Source organism: Aliirhizobium wenxiniae (assembly GCF_019511445.1).
In the GTDB taxonomy this organism is placed as follows: Bacteria; Pseudomonadota; Alphaproteobacteria; order Rhizobiales; family Rhizobiaceae; genus Neorhizobium; species Neorhizobium wenxiniae_A.
In genome coordinates this window covers 1-7,621 of the sequence record NZ_JAEUAN010000046.1, presented here as the reverse complement: position 1 = coordinate 7,621, position 7,621 = coordinate 1, and the positions used below count along the sequence as shown (strand labels likewise).

Annotated in this window: 6 protein-coding genes; 4 read left to right on the top strand and 2 right to left on the bottom strand. The window is 56.7% G+C overall.

Features of this window, described 5'->3' with window-relative positions:
- Positions 1–398: 398 nt before the first annotated feature.
- Both JNB91_RS30035 and JNB91_RS30030 read left to right on the top strand, forming a co-directional pair.
- Entirely contained in the window at positions 399–2,393 is a 1,995-nt protein-coding gene (locus JNB91_RS30035) for a GAF domain-containing protein (RefSeq protein ID WP_220329093.1), read from the top strand.
- Between the two features lie 74 nt (positions 2,394–2,467).
- A complete protein-coding gene (locus tag JNB91_RS30030; protein WP_220329092.1) occupies positions 2,468–2,779 on the top strand; it encodes a response regulator in 312 nt (103 codons plus the stop codon).
- Positions 2,780–2,810: 31 nt separating this feature from the next.
- On the opposite strand, the gene JNB91_RS30025 is transcribed toward JNB91_RS30030, so the two are convergent.
- Positions 2,811–3,191 carry a response regulator gene (locus JNB91_RS30025; RefSeq protein ID WP_220329091.1) on the bottom strand — a complete coding sequence of 127 codons (381 nt, stop codon included), beginning with the start codon at positions 3,189–3,191 and terminating at the stop codon, positions 2,811–2,813.
- Positions 3,184–5,349, bottom strand: a complete 2,166-nt coding sequence (locus tag JNB91_RS30020) for a PAS domain S-box protein (RefSeq protein WP_220329090.1) — start codon at positions 5,347–5,349, stop codon at positions 3,184–3,186. Before JNB91_RS30020 ends, JNB91_RS30025 begins: the two co-directional genes overlap by 8 nt.
- 139 nt (positions 5,350–5,488) lie before the next feature.
- Here JNB91_RS30020 and JNB91_RS30015 point away from each other — a divergent pair, with 139 nt between their 5' ends.
- Together JNB91_RS30015 and JNB91_RS30010 are read left to right on the top strand one after the other, a co-directional pair.
- Positions 5,489–6,925, top strand: coding sequence for a DUF7125 family protein (locus JNB91_RS30015; protein ID WP_220329089.1), 1,437 nt, complete (start codon positions 5,489–5,491; stop codon positions 6,923–6,925).
- A gap of 29 nt (positions 6,926–6,954) precedes the next feature.
- A complete protein-coding gene (locus JNB91_RS30010) occupies positions 6,955–7,329 on the top strand; it encodes a response regulator (protein ID WP_220329088.1) in 375 nt (124 codons plus the stop codon).
- Positions 7,330–7,621: the final 292 nt, after the last annotated feature.

The window sequence follows — 7,621 nt, the reverse complement described above, 5'->3', positions numbered from 1 at the left end:
TATGTGAGGTTGTACAGGCTCGATAGCGAGCCGGTAAAGCGATGGGCTCAGACCATGGATCCGCTAAAAAAGGACGCTTTGTGATGACAACAAAATGAACCGTTGACAAAAAACCTGATGTGAGCGGGATCGAACCTAAGACCGGCCATTGAAAGACCTAAGCCTCTAATAGTCCTCGTTATGCTGGCTGGACCGGCCATAGAACCACGGAACTCGACGGTCGGACCTCAAGAAGGAAGAAATTCGCTCAGCCGCGAGAGCCGCTCCTAGATTTTCCTGACTACCCCATGCCAACGCGCCAATTGCTCTATTTACTGATTCAGCTAAAAGCGACTTAGCTGCTCGCACGTTGAGAGGACAGGTCGGGCTTTCGTTCATCCCATCCGCTGAGACCGATCGTGCTGCCCACTGACAACCAAACCAATAATGATCTCGCTCGTCGACTCGAGCTTCTCGAAGCCTACGACATACTGAACACGCCGCCTGAACCAGAGTTCGACGATATCGTCCTGATTGCCTCGGAGGTGTGTCAAACTCCGGTTTCGCTGGTGAGCCTGGTCGAAAAAGACCGGCAGTGGTTCAAAGCCCGCGTTGGTTTCGAAGCCTGCGAGACGCCAATAGAGCAATCTGTGTGCGCACATTCACTATCGAGCAGCGATATACTGATCATTCCAGACTTGGCACTCGATGTTCGGACCAGAAACAATGATCTTGTTACAGAGCCGCCACACATCCGTTTTTACGCTGGCGCACCTCTGCGAGGTCACGATGGGACGGCCATCGGTACGCTCTGTGTCATCGACACGGCTCCCCGCCCTGGAGGCCTGACCGCATCACAGCAGAAGATATTAAGCGCACTTGCCCGCCAGGTGATGGCCTATCTTGAAACGCGGCGCTCATCGCACCGTAAAGACGAGCTGTTCCTTCGACAAAAAGGAATGGCGGCCAACATCCGTGCCGATGCGAAACGAAACATGGCCGCTCAGGAAGCAGGACGTATCGGGACGTTCGAGATTGATATCGCGTCTTCGACCATTGCAACGTCTGCGGAATTCTGCCGCATATTCCGAGTGCCCGTCGCTGCGAGCCATCCCTCGTCGACTTTCGAAGCGATGGTGATCGATCAGGGCATCCAATCAACGAACGCCACGCGCGCGGATGCCTCTGCGAGCATGGATGTCGAGTATCGCATCAGAACTCCGGACGGTGTTCGCTGGATCAGCCGTCATGCGACAATCGACCGTGATGACGCCGGCCGTCCTCTAGTTATGCGCGGCACAGTGCGTGACATCACTCAGCAGAAGCGTGCGGCGCTTCGGGTTCAAGCTCTTCTCGATCTGGGCGATCGCTCGCGCGATCTCGACTCCGTTGAAGACATCACAATTTCGGCTGCAGACCTGATGGGCAAAGCGCTTGATGCTGTTCGAGCGGGCTTTGGCATCGTTGATCACGTTACGGAGTCGATCGCCATTCAGCCGGACTGGAGCCTGCCAGGATATCCAAGCGTCGCGGGATCGCATTTTTTCAGGGACTATGGTACGATCATCGAAGACATCAAGGCCGGCAGACCCGTTGTCATTTCTGACGTCAGTGTTGACCCACGCATCGCCCATCGCTCCGAGCGGCTATTGAGCCTCGGCGCAAGGGCTATCGCACTTGTTCCAATCCTTGACCACGGCCGTTTCAATATCATGGCCTTCGTTCATTACGACGAGCCACGCGACTGGAGCGACGAGGAGCTGTCATACGTGCGCAGTTTTGGGGATCGGGTACAGATTGCCATAGCGCGGCTCGATGCCGAGGCGGAACAGAGACTGATGAACCGAGAAATGGGGCATCGGCTGAAGAACTCGTTTGCCATGGTTCAGGCGATTGCCACCCAGACTTTGAGATCCGTTACCGAACGCGACCATGTTCTTAACTTCGAGAAGAGGCTCATGGCGTTGAGCAAGGCGCATGACATCCTTCTCAATGACCAAGGCGAAGCAGACTTCGGTGCGGTGGTCGAAGTACTTGGCGAAACTCTTGGTGTGTCGTCACGCCTTAAAACAGCCGGGCCGTGTGTCCGGCTTGGATCAAGAGGCGCCCTGTCTCTTGGGCTCGTTCTGCATGAGCTTGGTACGAACGCCCTCAAATACGGCGCATTCTCACAGGCTGATGGGGTGGTCGAGGCGAATTGGAGAGTGGATACTTCGGGACCTGAGCCCATGTTGCGCTTCTCGTGGGTAGAAACTGGAGGCCCAACGCCAGTGCCGCCGACCCAGCGCGGGTTCGGCTCTAAGCTCATTCAAATGGGCCTTATCGGAACAGGCGCCGTCAAACTCAGTTATGATCCACCGGGCTTTTCGGCTGAGATGTCGGCTTCCCTTCAACAGCTCCAACAGGCGAACTGAGATTTCATGGGACAGTCAACGGCCTACGCCAACCAGGTGTCCTCGTCGTCGAGGACGAACCTCTACAGCGTATCATGGCTGTGGAACTTGTAGAGGACGCGGGCTTCGAGGTCCTCCAGGCCTGGGGTGCGGATGAAGCCATTCGCATCTTGGAGGCACGTACCGACATTCGCATCGTATTCACGGACGTGGATATGCCCGGCAGTATCGATGGCTTGAAGCTTGCTGCATCCATTCGAGATCGCTGGCCTCCCATTCAGATCATCGTCACGTCGGGGTTCTTCAATCTAAAGGACATTGATCTGCCGGAGCAGAGCGTGTTTTTCAGTAAGCCATACGTGCACGACAAGGTGACTGCCGAACTCCATCGGATGGCCGCCATCTGACCTTCCGAGCGATGATCGATCCGATTGGCAGTCATGACCCGGCTTTTTCGATTATTGTTCTCACGGCACGGATCAGGTTCACTGCGCCGATAGGCTTCTCGCATCTAAGGACTTCGCAGTAGCGCGGCGGAATGAGAGACTGGTCATAGCCTGTAGCGAACAAAAATGGCACGCCCTTTGCGGCCAGCATGTCAGCTGCCGGGAATACCTTTTCGTCCTGCAGGCTGACGCCGAGAATGGCAGCGTCGATTTTATCAGCAGCATCGATAAAGCCCAGGGCGGCATCGAGCGACGGCACAGGCCCATGGACATGGCTGCCAGCATTGGCAAGCTCTTTGGCAAGATCGGTCGCGAGCATGTATTCGTCCTCAGCAACCAGGATGGTAATACCTTCCAATGCGTTGTTATCCATTTTCCTGTCCCGCCTCATTGCTCTGCGAAACCGGTATCGTGATCGTGCAATGGACTCCATCCGGACCTAGATCGAAACTCGTCTGAGCTTTCAGCTGATAAGGCAGCGCTCTCTCGATCAGTTCACGTCCCTGTCCACCACCTTGGGCCTTTGCGCCAGCTAGAGGCATCGTCACTCCGGTTTCCAACCAGTCAATATGAAGGCGCGGTCGGCCTCTTCTGTCTGGCTTTGCCATTTCCCATGTGACGGCAAGATGTCCCGTCGGCTGACCCAGAGCACCGTATTTCACAGAATTTGTCGCAAGCTCGTGCAGCGCCATTGCCAGCGTTTGAACCATGCTCGAGCGGAGACGGATGCCAGTCGGACCACTCAAGGTCACCCGATCGATGGACCCATGCATCGCCTTTACCTCAGTGGTGATCAACTCGTCGAAGGCAACTCGATCCGTATCACCCAGCCTTGAGAGCAGCCCTTGGACACGGGCAAGCGCTTCAAGGCGTTCACCAAAGCGCTTCCGAAAACCCGGGTAGTCCGTACTGGTCTCGCCTGTCCTTTTTGCTGTGGCGCGAACGACGCCCATGAGGTTACGGGTTCGATGCTGGAGCTCGGCGACAAGCACCATCATACGTTCCGCCGCGTCCTTGTCGTCGGTGATATCCTGACCGATTCCACCGATCCTGATCAACTCACCAGTGTCATCGAAGATTGGAAAAGAAGTGTCACGAAGCCACCGGATCTCCCCGTTCAACGGTCGACGGATACGATATTCAAAGGTCACACGTTCGCCTTGTCGGACCTTTTCGACACTGGCGGCGGCGGTGTCCCGGTCATCGGGCAGGATCATGCCCATCCAGTTGCCGAAATTGTCTCCGCGCAAGGCATCGTCTCGCGACAGCCCATAAATAGTCTCAAACGCCGATGTCAGATAAGTCCACTGCAGCGTTTCAGGATGCCGGCTCCACAGCACGTCCTGAGAGGCTTCGCCGAATTGGCGCAGCCGTTCCTCGCTTTCCCGAAGGGCTTCCTGGCCGGCCCGACGACTGGTGACGTCCTGGCCGATTTTGAGGAAGCCGCCATGATGGCGGTCGTTGACAAGCGGTACGACTTCACCTTCGATGAAAACCCGCCGGCCATCCTTACGCAGGTGCCATCGAACATCGGGTGCCTTGCCTTCGCGCAAAGCCGTCTCGGCTTCCCATTGCGGCGCACCTTTGTCCCGGTCCTCCGGAGTGAACAGAATGTCTGCCGATCGCCCCTCGATCTCTTGCCTCGTCCACCCGAATACAGCTTCAGCCCCCGGCATCCACTGTGTTACGCGGCGATCTGCATCCATTGTGAAGATAGCGTAGTCCCTGGCACTTTCGACAATCAGCCGCAACTGCTCTTCGCTCTCGCGCAGCGCGATTTCGGCAAGCCGCCGCTCGGTAATGTCAACTGCCACCGCGATCCCGCCCACGATATGTCCCTCGGCGTCACGGCGCGGGCTGACTGACAAACGATTCCAGCCCGTCACTTGTGCGGGAGGCCCGAGCGGCTTTTCGATGACGAAAGGCTCGCCCTCCTCAATCATCCGGCGAAAAAGCCGGTCGTTTTCCGGCCATTCGCCGGGCGGGGTAAAATCACGGACGGTGAGCCGTGTCACCTCATCCGGTTTCCGCCCAGCCATCTCGGCGAGACGATCGTTCACCCAGATCAAGCGGCCATCCCGGTCAGCCATTGCGACGCCGACTTCCGTTTGTTCCGCGAGCGCGCGGAAACGTTCTTCGCTTTGCCGTAAGGCTTGATCTGCTTGCCGACGATCGGTCACATCGCGCCAGAACACGGCAAGCGATCCGTCATCGTTAGGATAGGCTCGCATTTCCAGCCAGAGTGCCCGGCCGTCCGCCCAAGCATACTGGTGCTCCAGCGAAACCGTCACCCTCTGGGACATTGCTTTTTTCAGCAACTGCCCCAACTCGGCATCTTCACTGCCAGGATAGACCTCCCAGTGAGAGCGCCCCACGACGTCCTCACGACGCCGCCCATCCAGGCGGAGAGCCTCGCGATTGTGTTCGAGAATGGTAAAGTCGGGAGCAAGCAAACCGAAAGCCTCGGCCATTCCATCAAGGACGCCGCGCAGCTTCAAGCCGTCGGTTTCTTCAGCGTCGCTTTTGATCACCGCGCCCTCCTGCGAAAGCTTCAAGGAATCGAGCCTCAACCGGACCACGTTGCATAAGTTCAGGTCGACAGGGAACCACTCATTGCTTTTTAACTCACATAGAGTTCTAACACCGTGAGTTAAAGACGGGGCAACGCTAGTGGCAAATCACCTACCGAGACTACTTACAGGAGTTCCAGGCCTTGACCAGGTGTTGGGCGGTGGACTTATTGAAGGTGCCTCCTATATCGTTCAAGGAAGCCCTGGTGCCGGCAAAACGATTCTTTCCAATCAGATCGCATTCGCAAGCGCGGCCCGTGGACGGAAGGTCCTTTATGTAACGCTGCTCGCCGAGACGCATGATAGGCTGTTCCAGTCGTTAGGGACATTGAATTTCTTCGATCAGCACCAGCTTGGCGTAACAATTTCGTATGTCAGCGTCTTTCAGACCCTGCGCGACAAGGGTCTGTCCGCCGTTGTAGACCTGCTCCGGAAGGAAATCAGGCGCCAGGGTGCGTCACTTCTTGTTTTCGACGGTCTCCTTAACGCACGGGATCGCGCGGACACGCCGCTGGATGTCAAAACCTTCGTTGCCGAGGTACAGAGCCAGGCCGCTTTCGTCGGCTGTACCGTTCTTTTCCTGGCGAGCACGCGGGTGTCGGAAGACAGTCCCGAGCATACGATGGTCGACGGGGTTCTGGAATTGCATGATGAACTGACAGGAGTTCGCAGCGTTCGGCGCCTTCAGGTGCGAAAGTCGCGCGGTAGTGGCGCCATGGGCGGCTACCATCAGTTCGAGATATCGCCGCGGGGAGTCGAGATATTCCCGCGTCTTGAAATTGCCTACGCTCAGCCTTCAGAGAACGACGATCCGGAGTCGCCGCGTATCCCCTCAAAGGTCGGGGGTTTGGACGATTTGATAGGCGGGGGCTTGCCCCCGGGTTCGGTCACACTCCTGTTCGGCCCTTCGGGAGCGGGCAAGACCGCTCTCGGGCTCAACTTTCTAAGTGGTGCAAGCAGTGACCAACCAGCCCTTCTATTCGGCTTCTACGAGACGCCTCGCCGGGTAGAAACCAAGGCGCGCGCCCTCGACTTGGACCTTCACTCGCTCATGGAGAACGGATCGCTCGAGATGATCTGGAACCCACTGGTCGAGAACCTGCTCGACAAGCTCGGCCACCGATTGCTTCAGGCTGTCAAAATGCGCGGCGTCAAAAGGCTTTTCATCGATGGGCTTGGCGGGTTCGAGCGTGCCGCTATATCTCCTTCAAGATTGGTGGAGTTCTTCGCCGCTCTTACGAACGAACTGCGAGCCATGGGGGTAACCACCATTGCAACTTGGGAATTGCGTGACCTTTTTGGGCCGACAGTGACGGCACCCGGATCCGAAATATCGAGCCTATTGGATAATCTGATCATGCTCCGACAGGTTGATGTCGGCTCGAAATATAGAAGGTCGATCTCCGTGCTGAAGGTCAGAGACAGCGCGTTTGAGCCTGTTATCCACGAGGTTGTCATCGGGAACAATGGCCTGAGCGTGAGGTTACCTCTTGAGCCGCTGAGTGGCGCTTCGACAGGTCTTGCGTCAAGAGGTTGAGCGGTTGCTCGGATTGGAATGTTGTACGGATGGCGCTGATCGTAATTGCCGAAGACGAGTTTCTGATACAGGACGTCCTGGCAATGATGCTGGAAGACGCGGGCTATGAGGTAGAAGCAGCGTCCCACGGCGCCGCCGCACTCGATCTCGTCAGAAAGAACAAGCCCGCTCTTGTTGTGACTGACTTCATGATGCCATTGATGACCGGCCTGGAACTGGCTCGCGCCATGCGGGCCGATCCCGCGTTGCATGCCATTCCGATCATCCTGACAAGTGGGGCTCAGGGAAGCATCGGTCGCGCCGAACCTCAAATGTTCAATGCGGTTTTGGACAAGCCATATCGTGAGGACGAGTTGTTGGCGACAATCGCCAAGCTTTTGGGATCAGCCATCGCGTCCGCTTGACGCCAAAACCATATTTACGCGGGAATGAGAGCCAACGTTCCGAGTGCAGTCATCTGGCGCGCCAGTTATACTCTTGTCATGCACTCTCTAAAGCGCGCGGCGTTTATGGTCTTGAAAGGACTCGAACCAGCGACCCTTCTATTGAGATCATCAACTCTCTCGATGCAGTGAGGCGCTGACGGGTGGCAGGCTGCGTCGCGACTGTCGTCTTCGTAGCACTGAGTACTATCAGATGGCTGGCACCCATTTCCAGAAAACGCCTTCCATCCTTTCCGGGTAGTATTTAAACTCG

Excerpts from the sequence above, each read along its gene's own strand:
- JNB91_RS30030 (WP_220329092.1), top strand. The coding sequence starts at position 2,468 with ATGGCTGTGGAACTTGTAGAGGACGCGGGCTTCGAGGTCCTCCAGGCC.
- JNB91_RS30025 (WP_220329091.1), bottom strand. The coding sequence starts at position 3,191 with ATGGATAACAACGCATTGGAAGGTATTACCATCCTGGTTGCTGAGGAC.
- JNB91_RS30010 (WP_220329088.1), top strand. The coding sequence starts at position 6,955 with ATGGCGCTGATCGTAATTGCCGAAGACGAGTTTCTGATACAGGACGTC.